The organism is Veillonella sp. VA142 (assembly GCF_003992135.1).
In the GTDB taxonomy this organism is placed as follows: domain Bacteria; phylum Bacillota; class Negativicutes; order Veillonellales; family Veillonellaceae; genus F0422.
In genome coordinates this window covers 1-973 of the sequence record NZ_RQVN01000057.1, presented here as the reverse complement: position 1 = coordinate 973, position 973 = coordinate 1, and the positions used below count along the sequence as shown (strand labels likewise).

General features: G+C 33.9%; 1 protein-coding gene. It reads left to right on the top strand.

Annotation, left to right across the window (positions count from 1 at the left end; genetic code table 11):
- Nucleotides 1-28 precede the first annotated feature (28 nt).
- On the top strand, nt 29-973 hold a 945-nt coding region (locus tag EO117_RS09065; RefSeq protein WP_164727569.1), incomplete at its 3' end, for a hypothetical protein.

The window sequence follows — 973 nt, the reverse complement described above, 5'->3', positions numbered from 1 at the left end:
ACAGCAGTAAACGGTTAAGAGGTGGCATATGGGAATTATTGAAGAGATTAAACAGCTGGCAACAACAATCGGCACAGACATTAAGGCTTTACGAGAACAAACAGCAAGCAAGGAAGATGTCGATAAAGCATTAGCACTACTAGATGGAGTTGCAAGTGCTGTTAGAAAATCAGAGGTTAACGAGGAGTTTAAAAGTTCTTTATTGTCAAAAGCAATCGTGAAAGCCATCGGAGATAAGCAAACGATTCCATTTAAAGAAATCAACGAATCGAACTTCCAATTATTTGTTGATTTTGTCAAAAACAATGTAAGAGTGCTTAATCCTACTACAGAATTTAAGGGCAGAGTATTTGCATTATTAAAGGATGGGCATACTACAGTAACGATTAAACTAGATGATTATTCTATCAAAAGTGGATATAAGCTAAAAGTTGTGTATACCAAAGGTGAGGAATCAACAGAGGTAATTACTAATAATGAGTTTACTGTAGTTGACCCTACTGAGTGTAAATACTATGTATTTAAAGATACGGATGTAGTAGATGTTGAGTTTTTTACAGTGTATTTAAAAGAACTTGAAAAGCACGATAATGTTACTGTAGAAATGAAAGAAGAAACAAACGGTAGTGTTACGATTACAAAACTCATAGACAACAATGACTACGATATTTACGACCTATCAAACCATGGTATGTATGTTACGGCTATTGAAAAACAGTTTAAAACTCAATTCCCAAACAAAGATTACAATTCTACAGATATTAACTTTTTATATGAAAGAATTGAAATCAATGGACAAATTAAGGTGCTAAAATTCCACAATGGTAACGCATTGTTAGAGCCCAAACTAGGATTCAAGGTGAAAAGTGGATATGGAGAATTTTATTTCTTCAAAAACAATCCGAAATACATCTCGGTGTATTCAAAGACGGAAACAGGTCGTTTCTTATATGTGAATGGTCGAGTTGGGATT